Genomic DNA, 15,144 nt, shown 5'->3' on the forward strand with positions numbered 1-15,144 from the left:
AGGCTCTGCCTGTGTGCCTTTACGTATATTTGGCTGGTCGTTCTTTCTATTGTTCATGACGCAGGTGCCGGTCATCGACCGTGTCAGGGTTTGGTCTGCAAGATCCAGAATTATTTATCCGCTGTTTTTTGCGGGTTAGTTGCGTGCCCGTGCCGCAAAGGAGAATGATATGACGTCTGACGTTAATACACTGAATTTGATTTATCTTGGGAATTACGGTCCCTCGGCGTCCAATCCCTTGATCGTTGATCCAGTTGAGAACAATTCGATTGCCGAAGACGCGGCTCTCCTTGAGGGGCTGACGGTAGACTATGAAACACTGCAAATTGTTCAGGCCACAACCTATGACAGCTTCGTGGTGGATGATGATTTTGACGACGACGATGACAACGATGATGACGACGATGATGATGATGCCGGTGACGGTGCTGATACCATCACCTATGACGTGGGCAACGGCGCGGTAACGCAAGAGACGGATGCAACGCTGGAAGGCAAAGTTCTGGTGACCTTGCAGGACGGCTCGCAGATCACCGTAACAGCGGAGATTATTCAGACCGAAAACGGCGATCTATTTATCACCGATCTTAATAACAACGGGACCCTCGACAATCTTCAGATTTCAGCCATCGAGATCGTCGAAATTACCGAAGATAGCCTGACCGGTTGGGAGACCAGCCAAAGCGTTGATGGGTCGTCTATCGTCCCGCCGATGGCGGCTGGCGACGGCATTGTTGAGGGCAGCAGTGGCGATGACCTGATTGACCTGGCTTACACCGGCGATCCCGAAGGCGACATGATCGACAATGGCGATGCGATCAACCCGGCCGATGGTCCAGATGATGATCTGGTACATGCGGGCGCCGGCAATGATACCGTCGAGGCCGGAGCGGGCGATGACACCATTCATGGCGGGGCCGGCGACGATGTTCTGAATGGCGGGGCCGGCAATGATGTGATCGAGGGCGATACAAATTCAGCCAGCGGCAGCACCGTTGACCGTCAGGTCTTTGAATGGGACAAGGCGCCGGATCCAGACAGCAGCGGCTCCATTGACAGTGGCGATGATCTGAGCGGCGGCTTTAGCCAGGACACCGGCGCAGTCACCGTCAATTACACTGTGCTGCACGAAGATTCAGGCGTCGACACGACGTTCTCGGAGGCCACTCAATATATTGGTGGTATCGACAGTGACGGAAACCCGGTTGAAGACAACAGCGGTATGGCGTCACTGACCAATGGCGATGGCAACGATGCCAGTTACCAGCTTGAGTTCTCCGACCCGGTTGAAAACGTGTCTTTCCGGATCAATGATCTTGACGGAGACGGTATCGTTCAGGTGACAGCCTATGATGCCGACGGCAATCCGGTTGTTGTCAATCTGGTGGGCGGCTCCTCTCTTACCCTGTCCGACGAAGACGCGGTTGCGGGTGATGACACGGCAACAGCGGATGGCAGTTATGCAAACGCAGATGATCCCAATGTCTCTTTGTTGGTGACCATCGAAGGTCCGATTTCCCGGCTGGTGATCGAACATGAGCAGGATGGCAGTGGCAACACCGGCATTTATGTCTCTGACGTATATTTTGACGTTCCAGATGGGGCGGCGGATATCGTTCCGGGAGATGACACCATTGATGGCGGTGACGGCGATGATCTTATTCTCGCTGGTGGTGGCAACGACGATGTCACTGGCGGAGCCGGTTCAGATACGGTGGAAGGCGGTGCTGGTAATGATCTCATTGACACCTCGGGCGACGGCATTGCGCTGCCTGATCGTGGGTTCCCGGGCTACTCCAATTCCTCGGTGACGATCCCACCGGTCCCAGCAGATAGCGACACCACCGATGATATGGATGTTGTCGATGGCGGTGCCGGCAATGATACCATTACCACTGGCGATGATGCCGACGTCATCCTTGGGGGCAGCGGTGACGACAGCATTGACGGCGGCGTTGACGACGACACAATCTCGGGCGGGGCGAACAACGATTACATTGTTGGCGGTGAAGGTGCCGACAGTATTCAGGGTGATGGCGGTGATGACACCATTTATGGTGGTCTTGATCCCGTGTACCCGGATGTTCTGAACATCATTGACGATGGCTCTGGCGGCGATCCGGTTGATCCGGATCCCACCAATGGTCAGGATGTGATTGATGGCGGGGCCGGCAATGATCTGATCTACGGTCAGGACGACGATGATACTCTAAGCGGCGGATCGGGTGACGATACTCTGTTTGGCGGCATCGACGAGGACAGCCTGTCCGGCGGCACCGGCAATGATATCTTGCTGGGCGGTCAGGGGGCCGACTATGTATCGGGCGGCGACGATGCCGATATCATTGGTGCGGGCATCGGCGACACGATTGTTGGCGGCGAAGGTGGTGACGACAATGACACAATTGTTGTTTCTGGCCTGGCAACCGTGACCTATGACGGGAATGATCCCTCCTCGGAAGCCGGGACCATTACCTATTATGATGATGACCTGAACGAGACCGGCACCGCTGAGTTTTCGGAGATCGAAAACACCTATGTTGTCGGCACCGCAAGCACCAGTGCGGTTCTCGAAGATCCCTCAACGGTTCCGGGTGCGCAGAGCGTTGATGGCATCGTCGAAGGGACCAGCGGCGACGATCTGATCAATTTGGATTATACCGGCGACCCAGACGGGGACCGTGTCGACTATGACGATGCCGTTCTACCATTGGTGGGCTCGCAGGATGTTATTGTTGCTGGGGCCGGCAATGACACCGTTGAGGGTCAGTATGGAACGGATGTGATCTTTGGTGGCTCAGGCAACGATGAGCTGTATGGGAATGATGGCAACGACGCCATAGACGGCGGCACCGGCGACGATGTTCTGGATGGTGGCGCGGGCCGCGATATTCTGGCTGGTGGCGACGGCGACGACACCATTTCAGGCGGCAACGACGACGCGGCGGATGGCGGCGATCTGTTATTTGGTCAGGACGGCGACGACAGCTTTGTCAATATCGGCCAAGGCGATGTCATCGTTGGCGGTGAAGACGACGATGGGCAGGACGAGGATGTTCTCGATCTGTTGGGGGCGGCCGAGGCTGCAAATGCCGGTGGGTCTCTGAAAGTCACCTATGATGCTGGCGACCCGGAAGCCGGTGTTGTGACCTTCTACGATGCCGTCGGCAATGTTACCGGCACCACTGAGTTCTCTGAGATCGAGCACGTTGTGCCCTGCTTTACGCCGGGCACCCTGATCGCAACCCCTTTGGGCGAGCGTAAGGTTGAGAACTTGAAGGCTGGGGACCGGGTGATTACCCGTGACAATGGCATTCAGGTCATCCGCTGGTTGGGCCGCCGCGATATGACAAGCCAAGATCTGAGCGGCTCGCCGCACCTGCAGCCGGTTCTGATCCGTCAGGGCGCATTGGGCAATGGTCTGCCCGAGCGCGATATCATGGTCAGCCCCAATCACCGGATCCTGGTCGCCAATGACAAGACGGCGTTGTACTTTGAGGACCGTGAGGTTCTAGTGGCCGCCAAACACCTGACCGGATTGACGGGTATCGATATGGTCGAGATCTCTTCGGTGAGCTACATCCACTTCATGTTCGATCAGCACGAAGTGGTGCTGTCGGATGGCGCCTGGACCGAAAGCTTCCAGCCGGGTGATCAGACCCTGCGCGGTTTGGATCATGCGCAACGCAGTGAGCTGCTTGAACTGTTCCCCGAGCTGAAGACGCAGAAAGGCCAGGCAGCCTATCCCTCGGCGCGGCGTTCGCTGAAGAAGCATGAGGCACGCCTGTTAGTGCATTGATTTAAATCAGATTTAAGACACAAAAACGGCAGGGCTATTTGGCCCTGCCGTTTTTGTGTCAGAGTGAACAGCGGTTCAATTTGCGCGCGCGCGCCATTTTGCCCAGGCCTCGGCCGTATCGAGATCTGTTGTGGCGCGCTGACCGGGCAGGGCAACATATTGAACGGGCGTGCCGGCCAATATGGCCCGGGCGCCATGGTCCCCCTTTAACGCAAGCAAGCTGTCAAAATAGCGCCGTGGGAACAGCACCGGATGACCGGGCGTTCCGTCCGACGCGCAGGCGCGCAGGATGGGCCCGTCGCGGCCCTTATACTGCGCGGCCATATGGGTCAGATCCTGGCTTTCGATCTCGGGCATATCCGTCGGCAATATCATCACCGCCTCGATATGGTCTGGGAGCGCCGAAATCCCAGCGCGAATGGAGGCCGCCATGCCTTCGGCGGCTCCGGGCACCAGAACCGGGGTGGCCGTGCCGATCCAATCCGCGCGCGGGTGGTTCAGGTCGGGCAGGGTGACATAGCAGGGCAACCCGGTCACCGCGGCGCGACGACTGATCAGGGAGAGCAGCGGCTGACCTGCCACCATCTCTAACAGCTTGTCCTTGGGGGCCATGCGACGGGAGGATCCGGCGGCGAGGAGCAGAATGGCGAGGGGCGGCATGGACTGTCTCCGGTTTGGGCCAGGCGCTGGGACAGGGAGCCTCCGGCGGGAGTATTTTGGGCAAAAAGATGCCCGGGGGCCAGAGAGTATTGGGGTTAGGTGCTGGAATAGGTCAAGCGCCGCTGCCAGAGCCGCGGCGTTTGACCTATTTTGTTGGTGAGGTCAGCCGCGCATGCGGGCGCCGTCGCCGTCAAACAACACGGTGGTGATCAGCCGGGCCTGGTGCATTTTTCCCAGAATCTCAATCTCGACGGACAGTCCCTCCTGTGCCCGCTCCGTTGGTAGAAATCCCAAGGCTATGGATTTTGATGCATGGTGTGAATAGCCCCCTGATGTGCAGAATCCAACAACACTTCCATCCAGCCAGATTGGCTCGTAGGCCACCACATCGGCATCTTCGGCCTCGACCTCAAAGGCGCAGAGCTTGCGGGCAGGGCCAGCATCCCGCTCAGCCTCGGCGGCTGCGCGGCCAATAAACTGAGTGTCCTTCTTGAAGGAAATGAAGCGATCAAGCCCGGTCTCCGCGGCGGTGTAGTCGGGGGAATACTCGCTCAGCCAGGAGCCAAAGAATTTGTCCAGGCGCAGGCTCATCATCGCCCGCATGCCAAAGGGTTTCATACCCAGTGGTTGGCCGGCCTGCCACAATACCGACCACAGGGCGCGCAGGCTGGGCAGGTCACAGTAGATCTCGTAGCCGAGGTCTCCGGTGTAGCTGACCCGCTGCACGATGCAGTCGGCCATGCCAACGCTCATCCGGCGGACATCCATGAACCTCATGTCCGAGATGTCGCGGCGGGTGCAGGCCTGCAGCACCTTGCGGGCCAGTGGTCCCGCTATCTGGAAGCCGCTGCGGCTGTCCGAGATATTCTCGATATCAACACCTTCATCCAGATTCTGCAGGAACCAGCGCCAGTGGTAGGCTTGCGACCCATAAGAGGCTGTCAGCTGATATTCTTCCTCGCTGAGGCAGGAAATGGTGAAGTCACCGATCAGGCGGCCCTTGGGCGACAGCATCGGAGTAAGGGACAGGCGGCCCATATTTGGCACCCGACCTGCCATGATGCGGTCCAGCCAGGCGCGCGCACCAGCACCGGTCACCCGGTATTTGCCAAAATTATGCAGCTCGTTGATGCCCACTGCGCTGCGCACGGCAGCGACCTCACGCGCGGCGGCACCGAAGGCGTTGGAGCGGCGGAAACTGGGCGTTTCAAAGCGCGGCTCGCCCTCGGCGGCAAAGTAATTGGCCACTTCCAGCCCGTATTGCGCGCCCCAGACGGCGCCCATGCCGTCAAATATGTCGTACATCGGCGTGGTGCGGAAGGGGCGCGCGGCTGGCAGCTCCTCGTTTGGGTAGGAGACGGAAAACCGTTTCTGGTAGTTTTCGATCACCTTGGGGCGGGTATAGCCCGGAGTGATCCAAGTGCCAAAGCGGGCGCAATCCATGGCGAATGTATCGCGTTCGGTTTCGCCGTTGATCATCCATTGCGCCAGCATCAGACCAACGCCGCCACCCTGACTGAACCCGGCCATCACCGCACAGGCTGACCAGTAGTTGCGCATTCCCGGCACCGGCCCAACCAGCGGGTTGCCGTCTGGGGCAAAGGTAAAGGGCCCGTGGATGACAGATTTCACCCCGGCAATTTCCAGCGCCGGGAACCGTTTGTAGGCGAAGGCTATCGAGTCTTCGATCTTGTCAAAGTTGTCTTGCAAAAGTTCATGGCCAAAATCCCAAGGGGTGCCGTCCACCGCCCAAGGTTTGCAGGGCTGCTCGTAGAAACCAATGCACAAGCCGCGCCCCTCCTGGCGCAGGTAGCTTTCGCCGGCCGGGTCCATCACATGCGGATGTTCGCCGCCGCTGTCGATGATCTCGGCGATCAGCGGCACCTCGTCGGTGACGATATACTGGTGCTCCATCGGGTGCAGCGGGAAGTAGACGCCGGCCATGGCCCCCACTTCGCGGGCCCAGAGCCCGCCTGCGTTGACCACGTGCTCGGCGTGAATGGTGCCCTTGTTGGTGACCACGTCCCAGCTGCCGTCGGGGCGCTGGTTGGTTTCCAGCACTTTGCAGTGGGTCTCAATTGTGGCGCCGCCGATGCGGGCGGCCTTGGCATAGGCATGGGTGGTGCCCGAAGGATCCAGGTGGCCGTCGAGCGGATCATAGAGACCGCCCAGAATACCGTCGATATTGGTCACCGGTGCAAATTTCTTGATTTCTTCGGGGGAGAGGATCTCGGTTTCCAGCCCCATGAACCGATGTTTGGCGCGCTCAGCCTTGAGCATGTCAAACCGCTCCTGGTTGTCTGCCAGAGTAATGCCACCCACATGATGCAGCCCGCAGGACATGCCGGTGATCTCTTCCAATTCGCGGTACAGTTTGATGGTATAGCCCTGCAGCGCCGCCATATTGGTGTCACCGTTCAGGGTGTGAAAGCCGCCAGCCGCGTGCCAGGTCGAGCCGGACGTCAGCTCGGAGCGTTCAAGCAGCATGACATCCGACCACCCCAGTTTGGTCAGGTGGTACAGAACCGAGCAGCCGACAACTCCGCCGCCAATGACGGCCACGCGCGTAGTGGTTTTCATTTCATATCTCCCAAAGCATCCTTGACTGACATTCTGGACATATGTGAACAGTAGTCCAGTCAAAAAGCGACCATGGATGTCGGCTCTGGACTGGAACGGGGTGGCGGCTGTCTTGCAGCAGGACAATGGTCGGCCGCAGCGGCACCAGCAAAATTGCCGCGTCAGTGATCAGCAGCTAGCCCGGTTGTGACTGATCGGCGGCGGCCAGGACAGTGCCGCCAGCAGCCCGGTGCCAGCAGCCCGATACCCAGCAAATGAGCCAGCATTTCCACCGCCAGATCAGGACAGATCCGGCGCGCCGACCGCTAAATATTTCATCAGCGGTGGCAGGAACGATCGCCGCATTTGCCGCAGCAGATCGACTATGACGCGATCAATCCAGGCGGCTAAAGCCATCATTCCAAAGGGCGAATTTTCAAAGCAGTGAGGCGATTACCCGACCGTTCTGTCACTTCAAAGCGAAAGCCATGGAACGAGAATACCTGCCCCTTGGTGGGGATTATCTGCGCCTCGTGAATGACCAGACCGGCAACCGTATTGGCCTCGTCGTCCGGCAGCGTCCACTCGGTTGCGCGGTTTAAATCCCGGATGGTCATGGCGCCATCAACCAGATAATTCCCGTCGGAGGCCATCTCGATCGGGGTTTCGGCTGCCGGGTCAAACTCATCGGTGATCTCGCCGACAATTTCTTCCAGGATATCTTCGAGGGTGATCAAGCCCTGCAATGAGCCATATTCATCGACCACCAGGGCAAAATGCGCCCTCTGTCGCAGAAACTGCCGCATCTGATCGTCCAGAGGGGTGGTTTCAGGAATGAAGTAGGGTGGTTTTGCAACCTCGGTGATGCGGAAATCACGGAGCGCCGTTGCATTGCCTTCGGGGCCACCAATCTGGGAATACATCTCACGCAACAAATCTTTGGCATGGATCAAGCCAATAATGTTCTCTGGCTCATCTCGATAGAGCGGCAGGCGGGTGTAAGGGGAGTTCAGGCATTGTTCCAGAATCACCTGAGGATCGTCGGCGAGGTTTATCATTTCGATTTTCGAGCGGTGCAGCATGATTTCGTCCACGGTCCGCTCTGACAGGTCCAGGGCTCCAAGAATGCGGTCCCGGTCTTCTTTTTCCACGATCCCTTCGGAATGGCCAAGTTGCATCGCGCCTGCAATGCCCTCCCGAAAGGCCAGAATATTGCTGTTGGGGTCGATCTGCACTCCAAAAACACGCAGGACCGCGCGCACCAGCAGGCTTACTGCGGCCACAAACGGAGCCAGTATCCTGACCAGAACGCCGATGATTGGCGCCACTGTTGCCGCGGCTTTTTCGGGGTTGGAAATGGCGTAGGTCTTGGGCAGAACTTCGGCAAAGACCAGCACCAGCAGGGTCATTACCAGCGTTGACAAGGCCACGCCGCTTTCGCCAAACACGCGGGTGAACATGGCGGTTGCCAGGGAGGCGGCCATGATATTGACCAGATTGTTACCCAGCAGGACCGAGCCGATCAACCGCTCGCTGTCCTCGGTGACCGCCAGCGCCCGCATGGCCCCGCGTGATCCTTTGTCCGCCTGGGTGCGCAACTTGCCGCGGGAGGCGGCTGTCAGCGCGGTTTCTGATCCTGAGAAAAAGGCAGAGAGCACCAACAACAGGACAATGACACCAGCGGTGATCCAAAAAGCACTGTCGAGAACGGTCGGATAGGTTTCCATGAAAAGTCCAAAAATTGCGATACAAGGTAAGCTTATGGGATGCGTTGGGGTCCGGTTCAAGCCTTACGGTTCGGGGTCGTCTGCGTCTTGTGCCAAAGGATGATGCTGCAGAACCAATTCGCTGAGCCGGGCATCCAGAACATGGGTATAGATTTCCGTGGTAGAAATATCTGAATGACCCAGCAAGGTCTGAATGGCGCGCAGGTCGGCGCCATTGGCCAGCAGATGAGTGGCAAAGGCATGTCGCAGGGTATGGGGCGTTACCTTGGCGGGGTCCAGCCCGCCGCTGGCCGCAAGATCCTTGATCAACTGATAGAACCAGTGACGGGTCAGATGCCCGGCTTTTCCCCGTGACGGGAACAGAAACAACGAGCCAGGCTGGCCTTTGGAGCTTCGGTCTTCCTCAATCTCATCGCGTGTGGTGAGCCATGTTGCCAGCGCCAGCCGGGCAGGCGGCGACAGCGGCACCATGCGCTCTTTGCCGCCCTTGCCACGGATCAGCAACATGCGGGGATCACCGCGCCCTGCCGAAACCGGGAGCGAGACCAGTTCGCTCACCCGCATGCCGGTAGCATAGAGCAATTCCATCAGGCAGGTATTGCGCAGCTTGTCGGATGGGTTGCGGCCGGTTTGACGGGCGGCATCCAACAACCGGTCAACCTCGATCACCTCTAGCGTTTTGGGCAGTGTTTTGGCCCGCCCCGGTCCGCGGATCTGAATGGCCGGATTGTCGGCACGCCAGCTTTCTTCGAATGCAAACCGGTAGATCTGCTTGACCGCCGACAGCCTGCGTGCGCGGGTGGATTTGGCCAATCCCTGCGCGTCACAGAAGATCAGGTAGTTTTCGATGTCTTCGCGTGTGGCCGTTAATATGTCGATGCCGTTGCGTTGCAGCCAGCTGGTAAAGTCTTTGAGATCACGGCCATAGGCCAGCAGCGTATTGCGCGAGGCCCCCAGTTCCGCAGCCTGTGCGTCGAGAAAGGTCGAGATCCATTGTAGGGCGTCATGCGGGGCCATCTTAGGTTCGCTCCAGCAACATCAACTGCAGCGCCGCGCGCCGCGCTGTATCCTCTAGTCCGACAGCGCGAAATGTTGTCAGGGCGGCACTCAGGTCGGAGAGATTGCCGGTGGCCCCCTGTTCGAACATTTGCATGCTGCGCAAGATGGCTTCGCCCAACTGACCACTGTCCAGCAGGATCTGCATGTCTTTGGGCGGCTGCGCCTCACTGTCAAACCCATCGCCGATTGCCTGTTCCAGTTCACTGGTGGCTGCAACGTGATGTGGGGTTCCCTGCGCCAGCGCCGCCAGAAACCGGTTTTTCCGGCTGTCTTTGGGGATTGAAAGCGCCGTCGAGGCATATGTGGGCGACAATAATCGAATGTGCCAAGCCAGCTCGGCCATGTCTCCGGTCAACGGAATATGGCCGATCTGCTCTGAAAACAGGTCGGCAAAGGCCACCTCAATGCGGGCTTCGCTCATCGCCTGCCAGACGGTTGGCAGCGTTTTGCCAACAGCATCCGCGCTGGCGCTGTTCAACGCGGTTTCAAACCGCTGAAGGGCTGCGACACGGTCCCAGATGCCGCCCGAGGCGGCGGGAAGCCGGTCGGTATACAGGCCTAAAAGCTGATTGGGGTTGAGGGCACCAATGCGGGTCAGACGTTCGGCCGCCTCCAGCTGCGCCTTCCAGCCTGCGATGTCTCTCAGGTCGGCCGAGGCAAAGGCCCGTGGCAGCGGCGCCGTGGACAGGCGCTCGCCGATTGTTTCAAACAGTCGAAAGGTCAGCGGGTCTGGATCCTGAGGCCGGGGCAGCGGCGGCGCGAATTCAAAGACATCCGGGCTGAGAAAGCGATCCATCAGGTCCAGCTGCGGCTTGGGCATCAGCTCCAGCGCATGGGTGGCCTCAAGTGTCAGCGCTGCTGTTTGCCAGTCGCCGCGGCGGGCGGCGCAGAATATCCGGGCGGCATATTCTGGCGACAGATAGGGTTTTGCGGTCAGCGCCGCACAAGAGCGACCCTCGTCTCCGGTCAGCAGAGTGGCGTCAAACCAACGCTGAAATCGCTGTTGATTTTTGGTGGGGCCTGCCTGCTCGACCAGCGCCTGCGCCGGATCGGTAGCGCCAAGCTGCATCAGCCGGTCCAGCCGGGCCAGAAGAAACGCATCATTGGAGCCGCTCGGGGGGCGGGTTTCGGACAATAGCAAGGTAAACAGCAAAGATTGCATTGCCGGGCTGTCCAACACCACAACCTGGCTGATCAGCCGCGACAGTGTTGCTGAGCTGCTCCCCTTCCACAGGTCAACCGGCAATCCGGTGGCCGAGGCCGGGACTAAGCCAACAGGGGGCAATAGTTTTTCCAGCGGCGTCACCACTATTTGTGGCCGCAGCGTCGATCCTGCCACCGGTGGTTCCAGCAAAACAGTGCCCGGCAAAGAGGAGCTGGGTGCCCCCTGCCGCAGCCAGCTGATGGCCGACAAGGGATCGGCGGCATCGGCGATGCCAGACAGACATCCCCATGCGGCCAGGGACAGGAAGACCTGCTTAATTGGCATCCAATACCACCGGCTTTCTCACTTCGGTGGTTGGGGCGCTGAAATCTGCTCCAAACCACGGACCGACATAGGCATATGCAGTCAGTCCTATAACGCCCAGAATTACAACGAAAATCAAGTACTTGAAAATGCGCCCCATGGAGTGTCCTCTGCTCTTCTTCTTGGTGTTTTGCACAAGTTATATATAGCCTTTTCGACAAGATCACGTCATTCACACAAGAATGAGCGAAAATGAGCAAAAACCTGATGTTGAAGTCGCAGTCTCACTGCCCGCACGGTTGAAAAAGACCATTGTGATGGTGGGGATGATGGGGGCAGGCAAGACTGCTGTAGGTCGCGCTTTGGCGGCGCGCCTCAATGTTCCGTTTCTGGACAGCGACCACGAGATCGAAGCCGCTGCCAACCTGACGATTCCGGAGATTTTCGCCCGCGATGGGGTTGCCTATTTCCGTCAAAAAGAGCGTCAGGTGATTTCACGCCTGCTGAGCGAACAATGCGGGGTGCTCTCCACCGGCGGCGGCGCCTTTCTTTCCGGGGAAAACCGGGAAATAATTAAGGAAAACGGCGTGTCGCTTTGGCTGCAGGCCGATCTTGAGGTGACCTGGAACCGGGTCAAACACCGCAATACCCGGCCGCTGCTGCAGACCGAAAACCCGCGTGAAACGTTAAGTGCTTTGTATGAGGTCCGGGTGCCAATGTATGCCAAGGCAGATTTGCATGTGCCCTCAGACGGACAGGTTTCGATTGAGGGAATGGTTGACCGGGCGCTGCAGGCGCTGAAGACCCGCCCTGATGTATTGGAATGGACATAATGGAAAATACTGTACACGTCGATCTTGGTGATCGCTCTTATGATGTGGTGATTGGCCCGGGATTGCTGGCGCAGGCCGGCAGCCGGATCGCCCCTTTGTTGACGAGGCGCCGGGTGGTGGTGGTCAGTGATGAAACTGTCGCGGCGCTGCATCTGGACACATTGCGGGCTGGATTGGCGACGGCAGGTATCGAAATGGTCGCACTGGCCCTGCCGCCGGGAGAATCCACCAAAGCCTGGCCCCAGTTCAGCCGCACTGTAGAATGGCTGTTGGATCAAAAGGTCGAGCGCGGCGATATCGTTGTTGCATTTGGCGGCGGGGTGATCGGCGATCTGGTTGGATTTGCCGCTGCGGTGCTGCGCCGTGGGGTGCGGTTCGTGCAAATCCCCACCTCGCTGCTGGCACAGGTCGACAGTTCGGTTGGTGGCAAAACGGGTATCAATGCGCCGCAGGGGAAAAACCTGATCGGAGCCTTTCATCAGCCGTCACTGGTACTGGCGGACACTGCGGTCTTGGGCACATTGACGGCGCGCGATTTTCTGGCCGGTTACGGCGAGGTGGTGAAATACGGGATGCTGGGGGACGCCGGGTTTTTCAGCTGGCTAGAGGCCAACGGTCCACGTCTGGCGGGCGGCGATATGGCGGCGCGGGTCGAGGCGGTGACACGCTCGGTGCAGATGAAAGCTGACATTGTGGCGCGGGACGAGACCGAGCAGGGCGACCGGGCGCTGTTGAACCTGGGCCATACCTTCGGTCACGCTCTGGAGGCGGCAACAGGCTATTCGGACCGGTTGCTGCACGGAGAAGGCGTGGCCATCGGCTGCGTGCTGGCCTTTGAGCTGTCAGCGCGTTTGGGCCTGTGCAGTCAGGAAGACCCAAGCCGGGTTCGGGCGCATCTAAAAGACATGGGCATGAAAACCGACCTCGCCGATATCGCCGGTGATCTGCCCTCTGCCGAGGCCCTGGTTGATCTGATGGGGCAGGATAAAAAGGTGGTGGATGGCCAGCTGAAATTCATCCTGGCCCGAAGCATTGGCGATGCCTTTGTGACGGGCGATGTTCCGGCTGAGGCGGTTTTGAGCGTTCTGAAAGATGCTCTGGCCAAGTGATCTGGGGATGGGGCCATGTCCCATCCCCAAGCACCCGCCGTTTGGAGGCGTCTTCCAAACGGCGCCATCAGTTGGGTGCAAACCGGAATTCTATCTTAACTGGCTGTCTTAACTCGGCAGGTGGATATTGAAACGGCCTCGCAGAGCCTTATCCGTTTCGGCATCAAACCGGGCTGCCGAGCGCACACCCAGAATTTCTTCTTTGCGGGCGGTGGCATTTTGCAACAGGTCCGGTTTGCCCATTTCCGCCCATTCCTTGGGCGAGGTGCGGTCGCCAAGGCTGGGGTAGACATAGTCGCTCTCCATCCGGCTGAGTGTTTGGCTGGTGCCAAGATAGTGACCGGGGCCGCCAATGCAGGTGTCGCGGATCTGATCCAGCGCCATTGTTTCGTCCGTGACTTCGATGCCGCGAACACAGCGCAGCGCCTGTCCAAGCAGATCATCACTGAGGATCAGTGATTCATGACAAAAGCCCAGCAAGGACGCATGCATGCCGCCAGCTTCATAGACCATGTTCAGACCGGACAGCCCCGCCATCACCGCCGAGCACATCTGCTCCCATCCGGCCTGCATATCCGGCAGTTTGGAATCGGCGGCCCCTGCCGCAGCACCTCCCGGCACGCCATAGAATGAGTGCATCTGAGCACAGCCTGCCGTCAGCAGCGCCTGTTCGCCCGAGCCGACGGACATAGCGCCTGTTCGCAGGTCGAGCCCAAATGGCCAGGTTCCAAAAATTGCCGGGGCACCGGGTTTGACGGCGTTGACATAGACCAGACCGGCCAGACATTCGGCGCAGGCCTGCACAATAGCGCCGGCAATGGTTGACGGTGCGGTAGCGCCTGCCATGCCCGCCGAAAGCAACAGAACAGGCATACCACCAAGGATGCATTTCTCCATGACTTCGCAGCTTTCGGTGGCGAACTTCATCGGCGGCACTACAAAACAATTGCTGTTCGACACAAAGGGCCGTTCACGCCATTTGTCTTCGCCTCCGGCCATCATGTGCAGCATTTCAAGGCCGTCATCGACAAAATCGGGTTCGCTGAATGAAACGCCTATGTGTTTGGTGGTGCCGGCTGCGCTGGCATAGATGGAATTCAGGTCCATCTCACGATTGTCGGCGATGTCACGGCAGACCATTGGCCGCTGGAGAAAGTGAATATTGTTCAACTGGTCTGCAATGCGTGCCGCGTCATGCAGGTCTTGCACCGTAGAATGGCGGTATTCACGGCCGTGGACATCGACCATGCTCACGGCGGCGCCTGCGGTGCCGTAGTGGACCCGGTTGCCCGACAGCTCCAGATCAGTTTTGCCATCGCGGCTGAACAGGGTGATCGAGCGATTGGCCTTGGCGATGGTGTCTTCGACCAAAGCCCGCGGAAAGCGGATGCGGCCGTCATCTCCCAGGATGCAGCCTGCGCCGACCAAGTAGTCAATGCCGCTTTGCGGCGCATCGGCAAGACCGATATTTTCCAGTGCGTCCAAGACAGAACTATGGATGCGTTCCATATCTTGCTGGGTGAGCGGCTTGAGTGTGCCGCCTTCCATGCCTGGATGTATGGAGCGAAGATGCTCGGGAACCGGTGCTGCACGGGCGGCGCGACGCGCGGCGCGACCTCCGCTGCGGGCGACGCGGGCGGTGGGGTTGGTTGGTTTGTTCATGGTAAAGCCTGTTATTTCAAATGGATCTGAAGGGGTGTCAGATCCAAACAGGACGGCCCCTGGCAGCAAGCCCACGCGCCGCACCAATAGTGCGGCAGATTAGGCTGACAAAACATTGTTCCCTTTGCATGGTCTCTCCTCTCCCGTTGACATCAGAATGCCCCGGTCAGAATCGGAAACTGTTCTGTTTGCGACCAAGATGAAATTTGCGACAATAATTTCATGGGGGCCGGCTTGGTGGTCAGGTTAGAGACTTGCGCAGCAAAAA

The 15,144-nt window shown here is 58.8% G+C and carries 9 protein-coding genes; 3 read left to right on the forward strand and 6 right to left on the reverse strand.

What is annotated here, in order from left to right; genetic code table 11:
• Positions 1-169 precede the first annotated feature (169 nt).
• Entirely contained in the window at positions 170-3,799 is a 3,630-nt protein-coding gene (locus tag QPJ95_RS19015) for a Hint domain-containing protein (protein ID WP_270919007.1), read from the forward strand.
• Positions 3,800-3,874: 75 nt separating this feature from the next.
• On the opposite strand, the gene QPJ95_RS19020 is transcribed toward QPJ95_RS19015, so the two are convergent.
• The 5 genes from QPJ95_RS19020 to QPJ95_RS19040 all read right to left on the reverse strand — a co-directional run bounded on the left by QPJ95_RS19020 (position 3,875) and on the right by QPJ95_RS19040 (position 11,293).
• Positions 3,875-4,459 carry a nucleotidyltransferase family protein gene (locus QPJ95_RS19020; protein ID WP_270919006.1) on the reverse strand — a complete coding sequence of 195 codons (585 nt, stop codon included), beginning with the start codon at positions 4,457-4,459 and terminating at the stop codon, positions 3,875-3,877.
• A gap of 162 nt (positions 4,460-4,621) precedes the next feature.
• Positions 4,622-7,039: a GcvT family protein gene (locus tag QPJ95_RS19025; protein WP_270919005.1), complete on the reverse strand. Its 2,418-nt coding sequence runs from the start codon at positions 7,037-7,039 to the stop codon at positions 4,622-4,624.
• 395 nt (positions 7,040-7,434) lie between these two features.
• Positions 7,435-8,745, reverse strand: coding sequence for an HlyC/CorC family transporter (locus QPJ95_RS19030; RefSeq protein ID WP_270919004.1), 1,311 nt, complete (start codon positions 8,743-8,745; stop codon positions 7,435-7,437).
• 63 nt (positions 8,746-8,808) lie between these two features.
• Positions 8,809-9,762 carry a site-specific tyrosine recombinase XerD gene (locus tag QPJ95_RS19035; protein WP_270919003.1) on the reverse strand — a complete coding sequence of 318 codons (954 nt, stop codon included), beginning with the start codon at positions 9,760-9,762 and terminating at the stop codon, positions 8,809-8,811.
• A gap of 1 nt (position 9,763) precedes the next feature.
• On the reverse strand, positions 9,764-11,293 hold the full coding sequence (locus QPJ95_RS19040) for a hypothetical protein (RefSeq protein ID WP_270919002.1): 1,530 nt from the start codon (positions 11,291-11,293) through the stop codon (positions 9,764-9,766).
• Positions 11,294-11,514: 221 nt separating this feature from the next.
• Between QPJ95_RS19040 and QPJ95_RS19045 the strand changes: the two genes are divergently transcribed.
• Together QPJ95_RS19045 and aroB are read left to right on the forward strand one after the other, a co-directional pair.
• A complete protein-coding gene (locus tag QPJ95_RS19045) occupies positions 11,515-12,105 on the forward strand; it encodes a shikimate kinase (RefSeq protein ID WP_270919001.1) in 591 nt (196 codons plus the stop codon).
• Positions 12,105-13,214: a 3-dehydroquinate synthase gene (gene aroB, locus QPJ95_RS19050; RefSeq protein ID WP_270919000.1), complete on the forward strand. Its 1,110-nt coding sequence runs from the start codon at positions 12,105-12,107 to the stop codon at positions 13,212-13,214. The genes QPJ95_RS19045 and aroB overlap by 1 nt, the downstream gene beginning before the upstream one ends.
• A gap of 108 nt (positions 13,215-13,322) precedes the next feature.
• Here the strand turns inward: aroB and QPJ95_RS19055 are convergent, their stop codons facing one another.
• Positions 13,323-14,876 carry a trimethylamine methyltransferase family protein gene (locus QPJ95_RS19055; protein ID WP_270918999.1) on the reverse strand — a complete coding sequence of 518 codons (1,554 nt, stop codon included), beginning with the start codon at positions 14,874-14,876 and terminating at the stop codon, positions 13,323-13,325.
• Positions 14,877-15,144 lie beyond the last annotated feature (268 nt).

This window comes from Parasedimentitalea psychrophila, assembly GCF_030285785.1.
In the GTDB taxonomy this organism is placed as follows: domain Bacteria; phylum Pseudomonadota; class Alphaproteobacteria; order Rhodobacterales; family Rhodobacteraceae; genus Parasedimentitalea; species Parasedimentitalea psychrophila.

What these genes read in the sequence shown, in the direction of transcription:
- QPJ95_RS19040 (WP_270919002.1), bottom strand. Translation starts at nt 11,293, where the DNA reads ATGCCAATTAAGCAGGTCTTCCTGTCCCTGGCCGCATGGGGATGTCTG.
- QPJ95_RS19045 (WP_270919001.1), top strand. Translation starts at nt 11,515, where the DNA reads ATGAGCGAAAATGAGCAAAAACCTGATGTTGAAGTCGCAGTCTCACTG.
- QPJ95_RS19030 (WP_270919004.1), bottom strand. Translation starts at nt 8,745, where the DNA reads ATGGAAACCTATCCGACCGTTCTCGACAGTGCTTTTTGGATCACCGCT.
- QPJ95_RS19025 (WP_270919005.1), bottom strand. Translation starts at nt 7,039, where the DNA reads ATGAAAACCACTACGCGCGTGGCCGTCATTGGCGGCGGAGTTGTCGGC.
- QPJ95_RS19020 (WP_270919006.1), bottom strand. Translation starts at nt 4,459, where the DNA reads ATGCCGCCCCTCGCCATTCTGCTCCTCGCCGCCGGATCCTCCCGTCGC.
- QPJ95_RS19055 (WP_270918999.1), bottom strand. Translation starts at nt 14,876, where the DNA reads ATGAACAAACCAACCAACCCCACCGCCCGCGTCGCCCGCAGCGGAGGT.
- QPJ95_RS19035 (WP_270919003.1), bottom strand. Translation starts at nt 9,762, where the DNA reads ATGGCCCCGCATGACGCCCTACAATGGATCTCGACCTTTCTCGACGCA.
- aroB (WP_270919000.1), top strand. Translation starts at nt 12,105, where the DNA reads ATGGAAAATACTGTACACGTCGATCTTGGTGATCGCTCTTATGATGTG.
- QPJ95_RS19015 (WP_270919007.1), top strand. Translation starts at nt 170, where the DNA reads ATGACGTCTGACGTTAATACACTGAATTTGATTTATCTTGGGAATTAC.